The following is a 16820-nucleotide window of genomic DNA, read 5'->3' as shown; positions in this document are numbered from 1 at the left end:
TCGGCCAGTCCCCGGGGCCCCGGCCGGTTCAGGAATCCTGCGCGGCGTCCCCGGGGCCGGGTACGGCCAGTGCCGACGCGGGATCGCGGGCCGGGGGGCCCGCCGGCAGCCAGCGGCCGGCCTCCTTGCGGTACGGCCACCACAACCCCTCGCGTCCCAGCCGCAATTGGCGATCCGGATACGCGGTCGGGGTCCAGCGGGCCCGGACCCGCCGGAGCACCGGTGCCTCCTCGTCCGGCCAGGCCGCGGCCAGCGCGGCCCTGGCCCGCCCCAGGGCCGCCCGGTCCGGGGCCCAGTCCTCCTCCAGCACCGCGAGCGCCGGGGCCCCGCCGAAGCCCCAGGCCCGCACCGCGAGGTCCAGGGCCGCCCGGTCGCGCCCCGAAGCCGCCGCCAGGCGGGCCCGTACCCGTACCGGCGCCCCCTCGGACGCGGCCAGTCGCACCGCGTCCTGATCGAGGGTGAGTGCCGCAGGTGCGGGAGCGGCCCCGGGGGACAGGGCCCGGGCCAGCATCCGGTGGGCCTCGACGGCCGTCGCCTGTGCGATGAACTCCACCGCGTCCAGGTCGAGTTCGGGCTCCTCCTCGCCCTCGGACTGGGGCGGATGGCCGGGCGCCGCCGGCAGTCGCGGAAGCGGTGGCAGCGGTGCGACGGCGCCGCGCGCGGCGAACACCTGCGCCGCGGGCGCGCCCGTGACCGCACACCCGCCCTCCTGCGCACCCGGGCCGGCGGCCGCCGCCGCGCTGCGGCGTTCCAGGGCGTCCAGCACGGCGCGCTCGCCCCGCCCGCGCAGCAGCAGGAGCACGAAGGGGTCCTGGTCGAGCAGCCGCGCCACCTGGTAGGCGAGCGCCGCGGTGTGCGGGCAGTGGTCCCACTCGCCGCAGTCGCAGTCGGGGTCCAGACCGCCGATCCCCGGCAGCAGTTCGACCCCGGCGGCCGCGGCGTCCTCGGCCAGCTCGGGCGGCACCTCCCGCTCCAACAGCGCCGCGATGTGCCCCGACTCGGCGGCCGCCAGGTCCAGTACGCGGCCCCAGTCCGCCTCCCCGAACTCCTGGAGCAGTAGGTCCGTGCGGTGCGCCGTGCCGTCGCGGTCCCGGACCACCGCGGTCAGCCGCCCCGGGCGCACCGACACCGCGCCGACCGCGCCGGACCTGGCCAACCGGCGCCCCTGGCGCAGCTGTTCGCCGTCGAGCGCGCTGTCCTCCAGCGCGCGCAGCCAGGCCCGGCCCCACCAGGTCCCGGCGAAGCCGCGCCCGGTTCCCGAGGGAGGCAGGGCGGGGAAGGTCCGCTCGTACCCGTACGCGAGGTCCTCGTCGTACGGGGGGTCCTCGCCGTGGGCGCCGTGCTCGTCGTACTCGTGGGTGCTCACGCGCGCTCCTTCCGGTCGGTGGCGGCGCTGTCGTCCGGGCCGCGCAGCGCGACGAGGGCCGCCAGGTCGGCATCGCTCAGCTCGGTGAAGGCCGCTTCGCCCGCTCCCAGTACCGCGTCCGCCAAAGCCTTCTTGCGGGACAGGAGTTGACCGATGCGGTCCTCGACGGTGCCTTCGGCGATGATCCGGTGGACCTGGACGGGCTGGGTCTGGCCGATGCGGTAGGCGCGGTCGGTGGCCTGTTCCTCGACGGCGGGGTTCCACCAGCGGTCGTAGTGGACGACGTGTCCGGCGCGGGTGAGGTTGAGGCCGGTGCCCGCGGCCTTGAGCGACAGCAGGAACACCGGGACCTCGCCGTCCTGGAAGCGGTCCACGAGCTCCTCGCGGCGGGCCACCGGGGTCCCGCCGTGCAGCAGTTGGGCCGGGATCCCGCGGGCCGCCAGATGCCGCTCCAGGATCCGGGCCATGGCCACGTACTGGGTGAAGACCAGCACCGAACCGCCCTCGGACACGATCGTGTCCAACAGCTCGTCCAGCAGATCCAACTTCCCGGACCGTCCACCGCCCTCCTTGAGGTACTGGGCGGGGTGGTTGCAGATCTGCTTGAGCGAGGTGAGCAGCTTGACCACCAGCCCGCGCCGCTCCATTCCGTCCGCCGCCGCGATCGCCGCGAGGGTCTCGCGCACGACCGCCTCGTAGAGGCCCGCCTGCTCGGCGCTCAGCGTGACCGCGTGGTCGGTCTCGGTCTTGGGCGGCAGCTCCGGGGCGATCCCGGGATCCGATTTCCTGCGCCGCAGCAGGAACGGCCGTACCAGGGAGGCCAGTCGGTCGGCGGCCAGCGGATCACGGCCCGATTCGACATCCTCGCCGAAGCGCGCGCGGAAGGTGCCGAGCCGCCCCAGCAGGCCGGGGGTGGTCCAGTTGAGCACGGCCCACAGGTCGGTGAGGTTGTTCTCCACCGGTGTTCCGGTGAGCGCCACCCGGGCCGGAGCCCCGATCGTGCGCAGCGCCTTCGCCGTCGCCGAGTGCGGGTTCTTGACGTGCTGCGCCTCGTCGGCCACCACCATCCCCCAGTCGGCGGAGGCGAGTTCGGGAGCGGCGGCCCGCATGGTGGCGTAGGTGGTGAGGACGAAGGAGCCGCCGGCGGGGCCGTCCAGACTGCGCCGGGCGCCGTGGAAGCGGTGTACGGGCGTCCCCGGGGCGAACCGTTCGATCTCGCGCTGCCAGTTGCCCAGCAGCGAGGCCGGGCAGACGACCAGGGTCGCCCCGGCCGTCCCCGGATCCCGCTGCCGGTGCAGGTGCAGGGCGATGAGGGTGATGGTCTTGCCGAGGCCCATGTCGTCGGCCAGGCAGCCGCCGAGGCCGAGCTCGGTCATCCGGACCAGCCAACGCAGCCCGCGCAGCTGGTAGTCGCGCAGGGTCGCCCGCAGCTCCGGCGGAGCTGTGACGACTTGGGCGTCGGGGGAGCCGGGCGCGCCCGGGTGCTCCGGATCCGCGGAGAGCAGCGCGCGCAGCCGCTCCAGCGAGCCGGTCGCGGTCACGTCGACCCGCCGCCCGTCCAGTTCCGTCGATCCGGTGAGTACGGCGATCAGCGCGTCCAGCGGCGCGACGGCGCGCTCCTGCCGGGCGCGGGCCCGGGCCCGGCGCGCCTCGGCCGGGTCGATCAGGACCCATTGGTCCCGCAGCCGGACCAGCGGCCGCTTCGCCTCGGCGAGCCGGTCCAGCTCCTCGGCGGTGAGGTCGCCGTGGCCGCCGAGCGAGTGCCGCCAGGCCAAGGAGAGCGGTGCCGCCCCGGACAGCGGCCCGGTGAGCGCGGCACCGGAGCCGGAGTCGATGACCGCGCGCGGGTCGAGGGTCCGCGCGAGTCCGCGCGGCCAGTGCACCTGGACCCCGTCGGCCGCCAGCGCGGTGGCCGCGGGACCGAGCAGCTCGGCGACCTCCTCGTCGGCGAGCGGCACGGCATCCGGCACGGCCGCGGTGAGCAGCGGGGCCAGCGGGGGCCAGGCCCTGGCCGCGCGGCGCAGCGCCCGGAGCGCGTCCCGCCGGGCGCGGGGAGGGAACCCGGTAGCCGCCGGGCCGGCGCCCGACCAGACGTCGGCGGCATCGGCCACGAGCGCGGCGCCACCGAGACCGTGCATCTGGAGGACGGCCCGACAGCCGGGCCCGGCACCGGGCTCGGCATCGGGAGCGCTGGTGGGGTCGCCGGTGGGACCGCCGGCGGGACGGGTCGGGCGGTCCGGGGAAGCGGTCAGCTCGACGCGGAGGGAGATCCGTACCGCCGCGTCGTGCGCGGCGGCGATCTCGTCGGCCCAGGGGCGCAGCTCGGGATGCCGCTCCGCGGCGGGTGCGGCGAAGACCGGGCCGGCCGTCGCGGCCGCGGCGGCGGGGGACCGGGGGAGGGTGTCGGCGACCGCGTCGAGGAAGACGCGCAGCAACGGTTCGGGCGCGGGCAGCAGCAACGGCCCGGTGGTGGTCAGGGGGACGCAGTGGGCCTCGGGCGGCATCGCGGCGGCCAACTCCCGCACGCGGTCGTGGTCGCCCTGGTCGAGCGGGCCGATCCGCCAGGCGTCGTACGCGGCGGTGGTCAGCCCGGGCAGGAGCAGCCCGTCGGCCAGGAAGCGCAGGGCGAGCAGCCCGGCGGCGCCCCAGAAGGCGGCTGCTGCGGAGGCAGTCGTTCCGGAGGCGGGGGCTCCGGAGGTGGCGGCTCCGGAGGCGGCGACGGCGAGGCGGGCCCGGACGAGGAGGGGCAGGGCGTCGGCCACCGGCAGCACGAGCGCGGTGACCGTGACCGCGGCCGGTTCCGGACCGTCGGCGACGACGACGCTGAGGGTTTCGAGCGACCAGGGCGGCCAGGGGGATCCGGGAGGCCCGGCAGGCCCGGCAGGCGCCGGAGCCCCAAGAGGTCCAGGAGATCCGATTGGCCGGATGGCGTCGGTCAGCTCTCCGTCCCGGCTCCAGAAGGCGATCCTGCCGTGGCGGGCGGGACCGGCGGGATCGGTGGGAAGGAAGACGGCTGAACAGCGGATGAGGACGGAAATGTCGGGCTGCACGCGTTCCTCAAACTTGACTACCGGGTTCAAGGTCGCCGAGAGTACCCCAGCCGTCACGCGGAGAACCCACTGTCCGGCCGTGACCCGGATCACGTCACCTGGTGTGTCCGGTGGCCGGGAACGAGCGGTCGGGAACGAGTGGTCGGGCGGTCGCGTTACAGAGGAAGAAGCAGTCGGAGCACGCGAGGAGAGGGGTCCCCGATGTCGACGAGCGGAAAGGTCGCCGCGGCCGGAGTGGCGGCAGCGATCATCTTGTTCTTCACGGTCGGATTCTGGGTGGGTCTGCTGGTCCTGATCGGGGTACCGGCCGCCGCCTACCTGATGCTCGATCCCTCCCAGCGGCGCCGACTGCGCGGCGTGTCGAAGAACAGAAGGCAAATAGGGCGCTGACAGCGTCCGAGGGGGGAAGTGCCTGATGGGTACCGGCCTGGTCACGGCGGTCAACAGCAATGACGTGTACTCGTTCACCAAGCCCACGCGGGAGAGCATCACGCTCCTGGTGGGTCTCGGTGTCGAAGGGGACGTGCACGCGGGGGTCACCGTCAAGCACCGCTCCCGGGTCGCCCAGGACCCGACGCAGCCCAACCTCCGGCAGGTCCACCTGATCCACCGCGAGCTCTTCGACGAGGTCGCGCAGGAGGGCTTCGAGGTCGCAGCGGGTCAGCTCGGGGAGAACGTGACCACCGAGGGCATAGACCTGCTCGGCCTGCCGACCGGTGCGCTGCTGTGCTTCGGTGAGGGAGCGGTCGTCGAGGTCACGGGTCTGCGCAACCCGTGCCTCCAGATCGACGCGTTCCAGCAGGGCCTGCTCAAGCAGGTGGTGGGCCGGGACGAGACGGGTCGGGTGGTGCGCAAGGCGGGCGTCATGGGCGTGGTCCGCGAGGGCGGCACGATCCGCCCGGGCGACGCCATCAGCGTCACCCTGCCGCCGCGGCCGCACGTCGCGCTCGAACGGGTCTGACGCGCGGGCCGCTGAGGCCCCCGGCGCCCGGGTCGACCCGCGCCGTCGCCGGCGCCGACCCGCGCCCGCGTCCACCCGCACCCGCACCCGTTCACGCCCGCGCCCGTCCGCTCACACCGGCCGGACCGCGACCCCGTCCAGAGCCGCCAGGAGTCCGGGCAGGTCCGCGTCGCCGTCCCGGGGTACCGGGATGACCTCGCTCGGGCCCTCGTCCAGCAGGACGAAGGCGATGTCGTCGGTGCGGGCCACCAGCGACCACCCGGGCCCGTCCACCCGCAGGGTCCTGGCGCCCTCGCCGGCGAAGGCGGACCGCACCCGCCCCGGCGGTGGCGGCGCGGTGGTGTAGGCCCGTGCCTGCTCCAGCACCCGGGCCAGCCCCGGGTGCTCGACGGGCTGACCGCCGCCGTCGGAGTCGAACCGCTCGCGCCACTCGGCCCACTGGCGGGCGATCTGGTCCGCGCCCATCCGCCGCTGGACCGGCCCCCAGCTCTCGGCGGAGGGCGGAGCCAGCGGTACCCGCCCCGTGCCGTCCGCGCCCTGCTCGGGATCGTGCGGCTCGGGGATGCCGGGCGCGGCGACGGACAGGGCCAGGGGCCAGCCCGCCAGGGAGACCACGATGCTGCGCTCGTCGGGCGAGAGGTCGTACTCCATCCCGCAGTCCCAGGAGGCGATGGCCGTCGCCACGAGCGCGACGTCGTCGACGACCACCGTCCAGCGGGCGCCGTCCTCGTCCTGGCCGAGCACCAGCCCGTACCCGTCCCCGGCGGCGGGCACGCCGAGCAACGAGCAGGCCTCCGGGTAGTCGTCTCCCAGGATGCTCGGGAACTGGGCCGGGGTCAGCAATACGGCGGACAGCACGTACAGCGAACCGTCGCCCTCCTCGTCGGACACGTACCCTCCTGGTGGCTCATCTGTCGGCGCACCCTAACCAGCGAGTAACCCCCTAGTCGAGAGCGGGAGTGCACCGATTTCCAAGGCAGCTGCCCGCACGTAGAGTTGGGAGCCCGCCACAGAAAGGGACGCCCGGTGCAGCGTTACGACCGGCTGAAAGAGATCCTCGGGCTCGATCCGGAGCGGGATTTCCTGGCCATCTACCGACTCACCGCCACCTACGAGTTCCCCTGGGACTTCGCCAGAGCGCTGGAGCTGGCCCTCCACCGGACGTACGCCGTCCCCAGCATCGGCGGGCTGCTCGCCGAGACCGGCGAGTTCACCGGCCGCGCCCAGAAGCGCTACGACGACACCGCGCTGCTCCTCGACGCGGTGCTGGAGCACGGTTTCGACAGCGACACCGGGCGCGCCGCGATCCGGCGCGTGAACCGGATGCACGGCGGCTACACCATCTCCAACGAGGACATGCGCTACGTCTTGTGCACCTTCGTGGTGATTCCGAAACGCTGGCTGGACGTCTACGGCTGGCGCGCGCTGACCCACCACGAACAGCGGGCGTGCGCGCGGTACTACGCCACCCTCGGGCAGCACCTGGGCATCACGGACGTCCCGGACTCCTTCGAGGAGTTCGAAGCCACGCTGAACGCGTACGAGGAAGCCCACTTCGGCTGGCACGAGGGCGGTCGCGCGGTCGCCGACGCCACCCTCGACCTGATGGCCTCCTGGTACCCGGCCCCGCTCGCCCCGCTGGTGCGCGGCGCGGGCCGGGCCCTCCTCGACGAGCCGCTGCTGCGCGCGTTCCGCTACGAGCCGCCGCACCCCCGCGTGCGCGGGCTGGTCCAGGGCGCGCTGCGGCTGCGCGGGCGCGCGGTCCGCCTGCTGCCGCCCCGCGCGCAGCCGCACTACGCCCGGCAGAACCCCGAGATCAAGGGGTACCCCGGGGGCTACGACGTGGGGGAGCTGGGCACCTTCCCGACGTCCGGTGCCGGCGGCTGCCCGGTTCCGCACCCCCGCCGACCCCAGGGGGCCGACGCGCCGCCCCCCGCCTGAGGGGTGCCCGCCCGGGTGGCGCCGGGGGAGGAGGGTGACCTCAGGGGCGGCGGACCGCCACGGCCAGGAAGCGGGCGTCCTCATCGGCGTACGAGACCAGGTCCCACCCGGAACCGGCGAGCAGCGGGCCGAGGTTGTGCTCGGCCCGCATGTCCCCGGGGGTGAGCTCCCGGCCCTGGCGGGTGGCCAGGGCCGACCGGCCGATCGGGTGGAACAGGGCGAGGCGCCCGCCGGGGCGCACCACGCGTGCGAGTTCGCGCAGGTTGGCCTCGGGGTCGGGCAGGTGGGCGATCAGCCCGGACGCGAACACCGCGTCGAGTCCGCCGTCGCGCAGTGGCAGCCGGGCCACGTCCGCCAGCAGCAGCGCACCCGCCGCCGCCCGCCCGGCCCGCACCGCCGCGGCGAGCATCTGCGGGGTGAGGTCGGCGCCGAGCACCGTCCCCGAGGGGCCGACGGCGGAGCGCAGTTCGGTCAGGGCCCGCCCCGTCCCGCAGCCCGCGTCGAGCACCCGGTCGCCGGGTCGCAGGTCGAATTCGGCCACGGCGGCGGCGAAGGCGGGACCGTCCCCGGGGAACTTCCGGTCCCAGTCGGCCGCTCGCGCCCCGAAGAACTCCTGTACGTGCGTGTGGTCTTCGCTCATGCGCCAATGATCCCCCACCTGCCGCTGCGTGCGGACAGTGCGCAGGATGGCACCCGGTGTGATCGAAGATGAACGCCTGTCTGTCATATTCCAGCAGTTCCAGCGTCTTTCGAAATGCTCCCCCTGTTCGTGGGCTCACCCGGACTAGCGTCCCGTGGCCATGGGACACCTCGACCACGCGGCCTACGGTTGGCTGACACCCGTACTGTCGTATGTGATGGCATGCATCGGCTCGGCCCTCGGGCTGCGCTGCACCGTCCAGGCGCTCGCCGCCACCGGACGCTCCCGCCGCAACTGGCTCCTCACCGCGGCGTCGGCGATCGCCACCGGCATCTGGACGATGCACTTCGTCGCGATGCTCGGTTTCGGCGTCACGGGCACCGAGATCCACTTCAACGTGCCGCTGACCCTGCTCAGCCTGGTCGGCGCCCTCCTCGTCGTAGGGGCCGGGGTCTTCGCCGTCGGTTACGGCCGGGATCGCGGCCGCTCGCTCGTGCTCGGCGGCCTCACCACCGGCCTGGGCGTCGCGAGCATGCACTACCTCGGCATGGCAGCGCTGCGCATGCACGGACACGTCTCGTACGACCCGTTGGTCGTCGGCCTCTCCGTCGCGATCGCGGTCGTCGCGGCCACCGCAGCCCTCTGGGCGGCGGTCAACATCAAGTCCCCGGTGGCCGTGGCCGTCGCCTCACTGGTGATGGGGGCCGCCGTCAGCAGCATGCACTACACGGGGATGCTCGCCGTCTCCGTCCAGGTCACCCCCTCGGACGCGCCCCTGCCCGGGGCCCCGCTGATGCAGTTCGTCTTCCCCCTCGCCGTCGGCCTCGGCTCGTACCTGTTCATCACCTCGGCGTTCGTCGCCCTCTCCCCGACCGCCGACGAGCGCGCCGCGTCGGCCTCCGCGCAGAGCCTGGGGGCCCACGTCGCCGCCCACTGATCCCGCCGAGCCCGACCGCACGTAACGCACGCCCCGCACGTAACGCACGCACCGCATCGGAACGAGGACCCCCATGCGCACACCCCGCAGAAAACCGGACGCAGCGGCGCCGCGGCACCCCGCGCCCCCGGCGCGCGGCCGCCGGGCGCACGCCGGGCCTCCGGCCGACGAGCCCCACCCCGGCCCCCCGGACGCACCGCCCACGGCAACGGCCCGGGGCCGGTCGACCGGCCCGGGGCGGGCGTACGCCCCCGGCGCCCGTTCACCCCTGGCGAGACCCGGGGACGCGCCCGCGACGCGCCCCGGAGGCGCGCCCGGGCCGTCCGCCGCCCCCGACGCCTTCGCCGTGGGCCCTGCCTTCCCGCCCGGAACCTCGGCCGGAGCCCCCGCGGGCGGCGGCCCCGGGCCCACCACCTACGGACACGGCAGCTCCGGATTCGCCGCAACCGCAACCGCGGCGGCCGCGAGCGGCGGGGCCCCCGACGCCCGCCGCGGGCTGTGGTCCATGCGCTCCTCCGGGACGGTCCGCGCGAAGGTCGTCTCCCTCCTGATGGTCCCGGTGGTCTCACTGCTCGCCCTGTGGGCCTTCGCGACGGTCAGCACCGCCCAGGACGTCGCCCGCATCGGCCGCGCCCAGCAGGTCGACGACCGGATACGCACCCCCGTCGACCGCGCGGTCGCGGCGCTCCAGGCCGAGCGGGTCACCGCGGTCCGCTTCCTCGCGGACCCGGCCGCTGCCGCCGAGCAGGGGGCGGCCCTGCTGGAACAGGGCCGCCGCACCGGTGCCGCCATCGACGGACTCCGCCTCGGCGACGCGCACACCGTCGCCGACTCGGGCGGCTACCCGGCCGAACTCGCGGGCCGGATGCGCACCTTCGTGGCGGCTGCCGATGCGCTCGCGACCACCCGCCGCGAGGTCACGGACCGCAAGGCCACCCCCGACGCGGCCTACGCGGCCTACACCCGGGTCGTCGACTCCGCCCTCGCCGTCGAGGGCGCGCTCAGCGGCGGCCAGGACGCGGAGCTGGGCGTCGACGCCCGCGTCCTGCTGGAGCTCGGGCGGGCCGCCGAGCTGCTCGCCCGGGAGGACGCGCTGTTCGCCGTACCGGGGCCGCGCAGTGCGGAAACGCTTCGCCAGCTGACCGGCGCGATCGAGACCCGCCGGATCCTCACCGACAGCGCCGCCCAGGACCTGCCCGCGGCCCAGCGGACCGCTTGGCGGGCGGTGGCCAAGAGCGCCGTCTACGCCGACCTCACCGCGGCCGAGGACCGGGCCCTGGCCGCCGGGACCGGACGCGACGCGCACGACCCGCCCGCCGGTTGGGCGCCCGCGTACGCCGGCGTGACCAGCTCGATGCGCGCCGTCGCGAGCGCCGCGCACGACGCCTCCACCGACCGGACCGCGCCCCTGGCCCAGGGTCTGGTCAGCCCCTCCGGCGCCGCCGTCCTCCTCGGCCTGGCCGCCGTGGCCGTCTCCCTCGTCATCTCCGTACGCATCGGGCGCGGACTCGTCGTCGAGCTGGTGTCGCTGCGCAACGGCGCCCTGGAGATCGCCCACCGCAAACTCCCGCACGCCATGGACCGGTTGCGCGCCGGTCAGGACATCGACGTCCTCGCGGAAGCCCCGCCGGGACACCCCGCCGAGGACGAGATAGCACAGGTCGGGGAGGCCCTGTCCACCGTCCACCGGGCCGCGCTGAGCGCCGCCGTGGAGCGGGCCGAACTCGCGAGCGGGGTCTCCGGCGTGTTCGTGAACCTGGCCCGGCGCAGTCAGGTCCTGGTCCACAAGCAACTCACGCTGCTCGACTCGATGGAACGGCGCACCGACGATCCGGGGGAGCTGGGTGACCTCTTCCGACTCGACCACCTGACGACCCGGATGCGGCGGCACGCGGAGAGCCTGATCATCCTGTCGGGGGCGGCCCCGGGGCGCGCCTGGCGGATGCCGGTCCCGCTGACCAACGTCGTGCGGGCCGCCGTCTCCGAGATCGAGGACTATCCGCGGATCGAGGTCCGCGGGCTCGCGGAGGCGGGCGTCGTCGGCGGCGCCGTCGCCGACCTCACGCACCTGCTGGCCGAACTGATCGAGAACGCCGCCCAGTTCTCCCCTCCGCACACCAAGGTCCGGGTCAGCGGGGAGCCCGTGGGCGCCGGGTACGTGCTGGAGATCGAGGACCGCGGGCTCGGCATGGGCCGCGAGTCCCTCGCCGACGCCAACCGGCGCATCGAACAGTCCGAAGCGCTCGACCTCTTCGACAGCGACCGGCTCGGGCTCTTCGTGGTCAGCCGCCTCTCGGCGCGCCACGGGGTCAGGGTCCAGCTGCGGACCTCGCCCTACGGCGGTACCACCGCCGTCGTCCTGCTGCCCAACGCGCTTCTCCAGGGCGCGCTCACCGCGGGCGACGACGAGCGGAGGGATGGCGCGACGGACGACGCCGCAGCAGCACCGGCCGTGGCATCGACGGACCGACCGGCCCCCGGACCCGTTCCCTCACCAGCTGCCCGGCCGGCCGTCGAATCGACCCCTGCGTTGGCCGGGCCGGGCACATCGGGTGCACCGGTCGCCGCGGAGGCTGCGGACCGCTCAAGCCTTCCGGCGCCGTCCCCGGCGTTCTCGGCCCTCTCCGCCCCCCAGGCGGCGCCCCCGAAGACCCCGGCCGCCGAGGAACGGGCCCGCCCCGCGGTCCGCGCCGTACGGGAGGACCCGCGCGGGATCGCGGCGGCGCCCCGGACCCCCGTGGAGCGGGACCCGCGCCCCGCGCCGGTGGCCAGCCTGCGGCTCCGCGGCTCCGCGGGCCCGGCGCCCCACCTCGCGGCGGCGCCGCCCCGGCGCGAGCCCGAACCCGAGCCGGTACTGGCCGGGGTGACCGAACTGCCCCGCAGGGTCCGCCAGGCCAGCCTCGTCCCCCAGCTGCGCGAAGCCCCCGACCGGAAGAACGCGTCCGCCCCCCGGACCCCGCAGGACGCGCCGGGGCGCAGCCCCGAGGAGGCCCGCGACCGCATGGCGGCCTACCGCGACGGATGGGCCCGCGGCACCCGAGACGTCACCCCCACCGACAACGAAGGAGCAGAGTGATGATCGAACACCAGCGGATCGACATCGAGGGCGTCCGCCGGTCCGGCGAGCTGGACTGGTTGCTGGACGACCTCGTGGTCAGGGTCCGGGAGGTCCGGCACGTGGTCGTCCTGTCCAACGACGGCCTGGCAGTGGGCGCTTCCAGTGCGCTGGGCCGGGAGGACGCCGAGCACCTGGCAGCCGTGGCCTCCGGCTTCCACAGTCTGGCCAAGGGCGCGGGGCGGCATTTCCACGCCGGGGGCGTGCGCCAGACGATGGTGGAGATGGACGAGGGGTTCCTCTTCGTCGCGGCGGCCGGGGACGGCTCCTGCCTGGCCGTGCTCAGCGGTGCGGGCGCCGACATCGGATTGATCGCCTACGAGATGGCCCGGCTGGTGAAACGGGTCGGCGAACACCTCTACACCCCGTCCCGGTTCGCGGCGCACCCCCCGGCCGCGGGTTGAGGGCGGCGGCCGAAACGGTGAACGGCCACTGGTACGACGCCGACGCGGGCCCGCTGGTCCGCCCGTACGCCATGACGGGCGGGCGCACCAAGCCCGGTCCGCACGGGGTGCGCTTCGACCTGATCGCGCTGGTGGTCGTCGAACCGGGAGCCGCGGACGCGGCGGAGGAATCGCTGCTCGGACCGGAACACCGCGCCCTGCTCGGACTTTGCCGCTCGGAGACCCAGTCGGTCGCGGAGCTCGCCGCCGACGCGGACCTGCCGGTCGGCGTGGTCCGGGTGTTGCTCGGGGACCTGCTGGAGGCGGGCCACGTCCGGGTGAGCAGGCCCGTACCGCCCGCCCGGTTGCCGGACGAGCGGATCCTGCGCGAGGTCATCGAAGGCCTGCGGGCGTTGTGACGGAGCGGTGCGGGACCGGCGGCGACGGGACGGGCGGCGCCGCGACACACGCTTCGATACGCGCGGTGCGAGAGCACGGTTCGAGACGGACGGTACGAGACGGATGGGACGACAATGATGGGACAGCACGTCCAGGGGCCGGAAGCGGCAGCGGAGGAGGAACTGGCTCCGCTCGCCCTGAAGATACTCGTGGCCGGCGGCTTCGGGGTCGGCAAGACCACGCTGGTGGGCGCCGTCAGCGAGATCCGTCCGCTACGGACCGAGGAACTGCTCAGCGAGGCAGGCGAGTTGGTCGACGACACGGGCGGGGTGGACCAGAAGACCACGACCACGGTGGCCATGGACTTCGGCCGGATCACCATCCGGGAGGGCCTGTCGCTGTACCTGTTCGGGACGCCCGGGCAGGACCGTTTCTGGTTCCTGTGGGACGAGTTGTCGCAGGGCGCGCTGGGGGCGGTGGTGCTCGCCGACACCCGGCGGCTACAGGACTGCTTCCCGGCGGTCGACTACTTCGAGCACCGGGGCATCCCCTTCGTGGTGGCCGTCAACTGCTTCTCGGGCGCCCGGGGTTACGGCGCGCACGAGGTCTCGCGGGCGCTCGACCTGGAGTCGGGCACTCCCGTGGTGCTGTGCGACGCGCGGGACAAGGACTCGGGGAAGGAAGTGTTGATCAGGCTGGTCGAGTACGCCGGGCGGATGCACACCGCCCGGCTCCTCGACGCGGTCGAGCCGCAGGCGGACTCCGTGTGAGGGCCGGGCCTGCGCGGGGGCCTCAGTCGGTGATGCCCACTGCCGAGATCACCTTGTCGATCCGGACCCGGACGAGGAGTTCGCCCGGGACGGCGTTGCGGCGGCCGAAGGCCGCGGCCCGCTCCTCGCCCATGTAGCGCCCGCCGATCCGGGTGGCCCACAAGAGCGTGTCGTCCATGTCCTCGGTGATCGTGGCCCGTCCTTGCAGGACGACGTAGGAGAACGGCGGCCGGTCGTCGTCCACGCAGAGGGCGACGCGGCCGTCGCGGACCAGATTGCGCCCCTTGACGGTGTCCTTACCGGTGTTGAAAACGAAGGAATCGCCGTCGAGTACGAACCAAATGGGAGCGATGTGGGGGCTTCCGTCCTCCCGGACGGTCGACAGCTTTCCGGTGCGGGTGGAGTGCGAGACGAACCCGCGCCATTCCTCTTGAGTCATCTTCTGTGCCATGGAGACATCCTCCTTGCCGGAAAGCCGCTGGTGGGCAAGGCTTGCGGGACGACTATGCGGGGGTGGGCGCGGCCGGGCCGGCCGGGTCGACGTGGAGGGGCGGAAAATGGCACTGGACAAGCAGCTCGACTGGCTGCTGGACGACCTGACGCGCAGGGTCCAGCAGGTCCGGCACGCGGTGGTGCTCTCCAACGACGGGCTGGTGACGAGCGCGAGCGCGGGCCTGGCGCGGGAGGACGCGGAGCACCTGGCGGCGGTCGCGGCCGGACTGCAGAGCCTCGCGAAGGGCTCCGGGCGACACTTCCGGGCCGGTGAGGTGCGCCAGACGGTGATCGAGTACGACGAGGGCGTGCTGTTGGTGATGGCGGCGGGAGCGGGCAGTTCACTGTGCGTGCTGACCGCGACCGAGGCGGACTACGTGCAGGTCGCGTACGAGATGACGCTGCTGGTCAACCGGGTGGGCGAGCACCTGGGCGTCACCGAGCGGCGCATCACCGGCGGATAGGCGGCCTAGCAGGGGAGTTATCCACAGGGCTCGCGGGCTTCCGTCGCTCTGCGTTACGGTCTTCACACAGGGTAATCGAGCTGTGTGGGGGAGGACCGTGATGGAGGTCAGGAGCAGGGACGTGACGGCGGGGTCGGGGCCCGTCGGGGTGGCAGAGGTGGTCGGCGGAGCCCGGGCCGCCGAGGAGCTGGGGCTGCGGCGGGGCGAGCTCGCCCGGGCCGTGCAGCTGGGGATGGTGCGGGCCGGGCCGTGCGCGTCGAGCGGGGCCGCGCGGTTCGCGCGCGGCGAGCTGGACCGGGTCAGGAGGGCCGCCGGGTTCCCGGACGCCCTGCGCGAGCGGGTGCGGACGGTGGGCGCGGCGGAGGCGGCCGGGTCGATGGGGATGAGCCCGGGTCGGTTCACCCGGCTCGCGCGCTGCGGGCGGGTCACACCGGTCGGCTACCGGATCAACCGCTACCGGGCCGTCGTCTGGCTCTACCTCGCCGCCGAGCTGGCCGAGTTCACCGTGAGGGAGCCGGCGCTGTTGCGCGGGAGCGCGCCCCCGGAGGACAGGGCACTGGTCGAGGCCCGGGCCGATCTGAGGCCCCGGCGGTGGCGCGGCCGACACGTGGGGCTGCTGCTGGGACGCACCGCGGATCCGTGGGAGCGGGCGGCGGTCCTGGCCTCCGTGCTGCCGGAGGCGGAGCTGGAGCAGGCGGTGCCCGACCGGGCCGAGCGGATCCTGCTCGCCGGGCTCGCCCCGCCCCCGCCCTACGGTCACCCGCAGGTCCCGGCCGCGGCGGCCGTCGCGACCGCCCTGCTGCGGGCGGAGCCCCCGGACGAGCTGCGCTGGTACCGGACCAGCCTGGAGTTCGCGCTCGCCGGCGCCAGGGATCAGTCGAAGACGACGGGGGAGAGGGGGCCGACGTAGACCCAGGCGCCGCCCTCGCGGGAGAAGGTGCTGTGTTCGAGCAGCGAGCCGGAGTGCCCGCCCTCGCGGTAGTGCGCCCGGAACTCCACCGTGCCCTCGGTCTCGAACATCCCGCCGCGCTCGGTACCCAGGATCTCCAGGCGCTCCCAGCGCTGGCCGGGATCCAGATCGAGCCGCCCCGGGCGGGTCGAGGGGTGCCAGGAGCGGAGCAGGTAGGCGGTGTCCCCGACGGCGAAGGCGCTGAAGCGGGACCGCATCAGCAGCTCCGCGGTGGGCGCCTGCCGCTCGCCGGAGTGGAAGCGTCCGCAGCAGTCCGGGTAGGCGGCGGGCAGCCCGCAGGGGCAGGGGAGGACCGGGGTCGGCATGGGCGCGCTCAGCTCTTCGGTGACAGGTCGGACGGGGCGGACGGGGCAGGTGGGGCGGAGCGTTCGGGGCCTTCCGAGGATGCGGAGCTTCCCGAGGCCTCCGACGGCGCGGTGAGTGAGGCAGGTCGGCTCGGCTTCGGCGGCCGGGCGGGGTAGGGGCGGAACAGGCCCTCCTGTACGACGGAGACCAGCAGCCTGCCCTCCACGTCGTAGATCCGGCCGCGGGCCAGCCCCCGGCCCCCGTGGGCGATGGGGGACTCCTGGTCGTAGAGGAACCACTCGTCCGCGCGGAAGGGACGGTGGAACCACATGGCGTGGTCCAGGCTCGCCATGTCGAAACCGCGCATCCCCCACAACGGCTCCACCGGGATGCGCACGGCGTCGAGGAGGGTCATGTCACTGGCGTAGGTCAGGGCGCAGGTGTGCACGAGCGGGTCGTCGCCCAGCGGGCCGACCGCGCGCATCCACACGGCGCTGCGCGGATCGGCGTCCTTGAGGTCCTCGGGGGTCCAGCGGAGCCGGTCCACGTACCGGATGTCGAAGGGCTGACGACGGGCCATCCGCTCCAGCGCCTCGGGCAGCGCCCCCAGGTGTTCGCGGATCTCGTCCGCGACCTTCGGCAGCGTGTCGGGGTGCGGGAAGTCCAGACGAGGAGGCAGCTGGTGCTCGATGCTGCCGTCCTCCGGCTGATGGAAGGAGGCGGTGAGGTTGAAGATGGTCCTGCCCTGCTGGACCGCGGTGACGCGTCGGGTGGTGAAGGAGCGCCCGTCACGCACCCGCTCCACCTGGTACACGATCGGCACCCCGGGGATCCCGGGGCGCAGGAAGTACGCGTGCAGCGAGTGGACCGGGCGGCCGCCCTCGGTGGTGCGGCCCGCCGCCACCAACGCCTGGCCGGCCACCTGGCCGCCGAAGACCCGCTGGAGGGACTCCTCGGGACTGCGGCCGCGGAAGATGTTGACCTCGATCTGCTCCAGGTCGAGCAGGTCGACCAGTCTCTCGGCGGGGTTCGTCATCAGGGGTTCTC

The 16820-nt window shown here is 74.4% G+C and carries 17 protein-coding genes; 10 read left to right on the top strand and 7 right to left on the bottom strand.

The window, feature by feature from the left end:
- Window positions 1–28 precede the first annotated feature (28 nt).
- Both ACIBEA_RS06525 and ACIBEA_RS06520 read right to left on the bottom strand, forming a co-directional pair.
- Complete coding sequence (locus tag ACIBEA_RS06525; RefSeq protein WP_399258627.1) at window positions 29–1366, bottom strand: SWF or SNF family helicase; 1338 nt, start codon at window positions 1364–1366, stop codon at window positions 29–31.
- The gene (locus tag ACIBEA_RS06520) at window positions 1363–4416 is read right to left on the bottom strand and encodes a DEAD/DEAH box helicase (RefSeq protein WP_399258625.1); all 3054 of its coding nucleotides are present in this window, start codon (window positions 4414–4416) and stop codon (window positions 1363–1365) included. The genes ACIBEA_RS06525 and ACIBEA_RS06520 overlap by 4 nt, the downstream gene beginning before the upstream one ends.
- Window positions 4417–4617: 201 nt before the next feature.
- Here ACIBEA_RS06520 and ACIBEA_RS06515 point away from each other — a divergent pair, with 201 nt between their 5' ends.
- Together ACIBEA_RS06515 and ACIBEA_RS06510 are read left to right on the top strand one after the other, a co-directional pair.
- Window positions 4618–4806, top strand: a complete 189-nt coding sequence (locus tag ACIBEA_RS06515; RefSeq protein WP_399258623.1) for a hypothetical protein — start codon at window positions 4618–4620, stop codon at window positions 4804–4806.
- A gap of 25 nt (window positions 4807–4831) precedes the next feature.
- Window positions 4832–5377, top strand: a complete 546-nt coding sequence (locus ACIBEA_RS06510) for an MOSC domain-containing protein (RefSeq protein ID WP_399258621.1) — start codon at window positions 4832–4834, stop codon at window positions 5375–5377.
- A gap of 111 nt (window positions 5378–5488) precedes the next feature.
- Here ACIBEA_RS06510 and ACIBEA_RS06505 read toward each other — a convergent pair whose 3' ends face one another.
- Entirely contained in the window at window positions 5489–6268 is a 780-nt protein-coding gene (locus ACIBEA_RS06505) for a hypothetical protein (protein ID WP_399258619.1), read from the bottom strand.
- A 135-nt stretch (window positions 6269–6403) separates the two neighbouring features.
- Between ACIBEA_RS06505 and ACIBEA_RS06500 the strand changes: the two genes are divergently transcribed.
- Complete coding sequence (locus ACIBEA_RS06500; protein ID WP_399258617.1) at window positions 6404–7318, top strand: oxygenase MpaB family protein; 915 nt, start codon at window positions 6404–6406, stop codon at window positions 7316–7318.
- A gap of 40 nt (window positions 7319–7358) precedes the next feature.
- Here the strand turns inward: ACIBEA_RS06500 and ACIBEA_RS06495 are convergent, their stop codons facing one another.
- Window positions 7359–7958 carry a class I SAM-dependent methyltransferase gene (locus ACIBEA_RS06495; RefSeq protein ID WP_399258615.1) on the bottom strand — a complete coding sequence of 200 codons (600 nt, stop codon included), beginning with the start codon at window positions 7956–7958 and terminating at the stop codon, window positions 7359–7361.
- Between the two features lie 160 nt (window positions 7959–8118).
- Between ACIBEA_RS06495 and ACIBEA_RS06490 the strand changes: the two genes are divergently transcribed.
- From ACIBEA_RS06490 to ACIBEA_RS06470, 5 genes are all read left to right on the top strand, one after another.
- Window positions 8119–8895: an MHYT domain-containing protein gene (locus ACIBEA_RS06490; RefSeq protein WP_399258613.1), complete on the top strand. Its 777-nt coding sequence runs from the start codon at window positions 8119–8121 to the stop codon at window positions 8893–8895.
- 73 nt (window positions 8896–8968) lie between these two features.
- Window positions 8969–11971, top strand: a complete 3003-nt coding sequence (locus ACIBEA_RS06485; RefSeq protein ID WP_399258611.1) for a nitrate- and nitrite sensing domain-containing protein — start codon at window positions 8969–8971, stop codon at window positions 11969–11971.
- Window positions 11971–12414, top strand: coding sequence for a roadblock/LC7 domain-containing protein (locus ACIBEA_RS06480; protein WP_385778116.1), 444 nt, complete (start codon window positions 11971–11973; stop codon window positions 12412–12414). The genes ACIBEA_RS06485 and ACIBEA_RS06480 overlap by 1 nt, the downstream gene beginning before the upstream one ends.
- A 17-nt stretch (window positions 12415–12431) precedes the next feature.
- A complete protein-coding gene (locus tag ACIBEA_RS06475; RefSeq protein WP_399258609.1) occupies window positions 12432–12812 on the top strand; it encodes a DUF742 domain-containing protein in 381 nt (126 codons plus the stop codon).
- 114 nt (window positions 12813–12926) lie between these two features.
- Complete coding sequence (locus tag ACIBEA_RS06470) at window positions 12927–13562, top strand: GTP-binding protein (protein WP_399258608.1); 636 nt, start codon at window positions 12927–12929, stop codon at window positions 13560–13562.
- A 22-nt stretch (window positions 13563–13584) separates the two neighbouring features.
- Here ACIBEA_RS06470 and ACIBEA_RS06465 read toward each other — a convergent pair whose 3' ends face one another.
- Window positions 13585–14013 (bottom strand): PPOX class F420-dependent oxidoreductase, encoded by a 429-nt coding sequence (locus ACIBEA_RS06465; protein ID WP_399258606.1) that lies wholly within the window; start codon window positions 14011–14013, stop codon window positions 13585–13587.
- Between the two features lie 106 nt (window positions 14014–14119).
- Here ACIBEA_RS06465 and ACIBEA_RS06460 point away from each other — a divergent pair, with 106 nt between their 5' ends.
- A complete protein-coding gene (locus ACIBEA_RS06460) occupies window positions 14120–14518 on the top strand; it encodes a roadblock/LC7 domain-containing protein (protein WP_354379350.1) in 399 nt (132 codons plus the stop codon).
- 121 nt (window positions 14519–14639) lie between these two features.
- Window positions 14640–15428, top strand: coding sequence for a DUF6397 family protein (locus ACIBEA_RS06455; protein ID WP_399258604.1), 789 nt, complete (start codon window positions 14640–14642; stop codon window positions 15426–15428).
- Here ACIBEA_RS06455 and ACIBEA_RS06450 read toward each other — a convergent pair.
- On the bottom strand, window positions 15392–15793 hold the full coding sequence (locus ACIBEA_RS06450) for a YchJ family protein (RefSeq protein ID WP_399258602.1): 402 nt from the start codon (window positions 15791–15793) through the stop codon (window positions 15392–15394). The two genes, ACIBEA_RS06455 and ACIBEA_RS06450, sit on opposite strands and share 37 nt — an antisense overlap.
- Before the next feature lie 8 nt (window positions 15794–15801).
- Window positions 15802–16809, bottom strand: coding sequence for an acyl-CoA thioesterase (locus ACIBEA_RS06445; protein WP_399258600.1), 1008 nt, complete (start codon window positions 16807–16809; stop codon window positions 15802–15804).
- Between the last annotated feature and the right edge of the window lie 11 nt (window positions 16810–16820).

The organism is Streptomyces sp. NPDC051555 (genome assembly GCF_044454405.1).
Lineage (GTDB): Bacteria > Actinomycetota > Actinomycetes > Streptomycetales > Streptomycetaceae > Streptomyces.
The sequence above is the reverse complement of the archived record's forward strand: the minus strand, read 5'-3'. Positions and strand labels throughout refer to the sequence as shown.

What these genes read in the sequence shown, in the direction of transcription:
- ACIBEA_RS06510 (WP_399258621.1), top strand. Translation starts at nt 4,832, where the DNA reads ATGGGTACCGGCCTGGTCACGGCGGTCAACAGCAATGACGTGTACTCG.
- ACIBEA_RS06450 (WP_399258602.1), bottom strand. Translation starts at nt 15,793, where the DNA reads ATGCCGACCCCGGTCCTCCCCTGCCCCTGCGGGCTGCCCGCCGCCTAC.
- ACIBEA_RS06515 (WP_399258623.1), top strand. Translation starts at nt 4,618, where the DNA reads ATGTCGACGAGCGGAAAGGTCGCCGCGGCCGGAGTGGCGGCAGCGATC.
- ACIBEA_RS06485 (WP_399258611.1), top strand. Translation starts at nt 8,969, where the DNA reads ATGCGCACACCCCGCAGAAAACCGGACGCAGCGGCGCCGCGGCACCCC.
- ACIBEA_RS06445 (WP_399258600.1), bottom strand. Translation starts at nt 16,809, where the DNA reads ATGACGAACCCCGCCGAGAGACTGGTCGACCTGCTCGACCTGGAGCAG.
- ACIBEA_RS06480 (WP_385778116.1), top strand. Translation starts at nt 11,971, where the DNA reads ATGATCGAACACCAGCGGATCGACATCGAGGGCGTCCGCCGGTCCGGC.
- ACIBEA_RS06490 (WP_399258613.1), top strand. Translation starts at nt 8,119, where the DNA reads ATGGGACACCTCGACCACGCGGCCTACGGTTGGCTGACACCCGTACTG.
- ACIBEA_RS06460 (WP_354379350.1), top strand. Translation starts at nt 14,120, where the DNA reads ATGGCACTGGACAAGCAGCTCGACTGGCTGCTGGACGACCTGACGCGC.
- ACIBEA_RS06465 (WP_399258606.1), bottom strand. Translation starts at nt 14,013, where the DNA reads ATGGCACAGAAGATGACTCAAGAGGAATGGCGCGGGTTCGTCTCGCAC.
- ACIBEA_RS06470 (WP_399258608.1), top strand. Translation starts at nt 12,927, where the DNA reads ATGATGGGACAGCACGTCCAGGGGCCGGAAGCGGCAGCGGAGGAGGAA.
- ACIBEA_RS06495 (WP_399258615.1), bottom strand. Translation starts at nt 7,958, where the DNA reads ATGAGCGAAGACCACACGCACGTACAGGAGTTCTTCGGGGCGCGAGCG.